Annotated in this window: 1 protein-coding gene; it reads left to right on the top strand. The window is 66.1% G+C overall.

The features are described 5' to 3' along the window. Nucleotides 1–1,249 precede the first annotated feature (1,249 nt). A partial coding sequence (locus ACWDKQ_RS36050; protein WP_450143220.1) for a hypothetical protein occupies nt 1,250–1,793 on the top strand: 544 nt, incomplete at its 3' end.

Here is a 1,793-nt window from a genome sequence, read left to right on the forward strand (position 1 = left end):
AGGCGTCGGGCAGCCCGGGCTGAGGGGCGGCGGGCCCTCGCAGCAGGGGCCGGGTCAGGTGTATCCGGGTGAGTCGCAGGCCGGACCGTCAACAGTCCAACCTGCCACCCACCCGACGCCAGGCGTGGGTGATGTGGCGGCCTCTGGGCAGCAGAACGCAGCAGCAGGAAAAAAGAAACCGGTTCGACGGCTTGGGATTCCTCGGGAGGAGTTGAGTGGGTGGGTTGCGCGGGCTCAAAGGGAGGGAGAGGCCACGACCGCCGCGGAAGGACTGAACTGGCTGTATACACAGGGCCGCGGGGCTGAGAAAGCTGCCTGGTGGGCTGCGTGGCGTGCTGCGGCCGGGAAGGAGAAACAGGTTCACCGGCTCGGGATTCCTGGGGAGGAGTTGGGTGGGTGGGTGGCGCGGGCTCGAGAGGAAGGAGGGGCCACGACCGCCGCGGCAGGACTGAAATGGCTGCACGAACAAGGTCGCGGAGCTGACAACGCTGCTTGGCATGCTGCGTGGCGTGCTGCGGCCGGGAAGGAGAAACAGGTTCGGCGGCTCGGGATTCCTGATGGGGAGTTGGGTGTGTGGGTTGTGCGGGCTCGAGAGGAGGGAGGGGCCACGACCGCCGCGGCAGGACTGAACTGGCTGTATGCACAGGGCCGCGGGGTTGAGAAAGCTGCTTGGCGGGCTGCGTGGCGTGCTGCGGCGGGGAAGGAGAAACGGGTTCACCGGCTCGGGATTCCTGAGGAGGAGTTGGGTGTGTGGGTTGTGCGGGCTCGAGAGGAGGGAGGGGCCACGACCGCCGCGAAAGGACTGAACTGGCTGCGTGAACAGGGCCACGGAGCAGACAGCGTTGCTTGGGGGGCTGCGTGGCGTGGTGTTGTGGAGGTTGGTGTTGCTCATTTTGAGGTGACGGCTGGAGGTCGTTCTGGGGGGCCTCGGCCGGCACTGCCGGACAGTGGGGTTTCTGGCGGTGCTGAGGATGCGGTGAGTCCGGATGAGATGCGTGCTGGGCCGTCGGATGACCCGGCGGGCCAGGACGTTGTGGATCACTGGTCTGCTGCTGATTTGGAAGACGAGGATCCTCTCGCTTGGGCCCAGGTGTATCCGGGTGAGTCGCAGACCGGACCGTCAACGGCCCAACCTGCCGCCCACCCGGCACTGGGCGTGGGTGGTGTGGGGGCCTCTGCGCAGCAGTATGCTGATACGGGACAACAGAAACGGGTTCAGCTGCCCCGGATTCCTCGGGAGGAGTTGGGTGTGTGGGTTGTGAAGGCTCGAGAGAGGGGAAGGGCCACGACCGCCAAGGAAGGATCGAACTGGCTGCGTAAACAGGGCCGCAGGGTTGGCACCGCTGCTTGGGGGGCTGCGTGGCGCGCTGAGGCCGGGAAGGAGAAACGGGGTCGGCGGCCTGGGATGTCTGAGGAAGAGTTGGGTGTGTGGGTTGTGGAGGCTCGAGAGAAGGGAGGGGCTACGACCGTCGAGGAAGGACTGAACTGGCTGCATACACAAGGCCACGGAGCTGACAACGCTGCTTGGCAGGCTGCGTGGCGTGCTGCGGCCGGGAAGGAGAAGCAGGTTCGGCGGCCTGGGATGTCTGAGGAGGAGTTGGGTGAGTGGGTTGTGCGGGCTCGAGAGGAGGGACGGGCCACGACCGCCAAGGAAGGACTGAACTGGCTGCATACACAAGGCCACGGAGCTGACAACGCTGCTTGGCAGGCTGCGTGGCGTGCTGCGGCCGGGAAGGAGAAGAAGGTTCTGCGGCTTGGGATTCCTGGGGAGGAGTTGGGTGTGTGGGTTGTGC

This window comes from Saccharopolyspora sp. NPDC000995 (assembly GCF_053599315.1).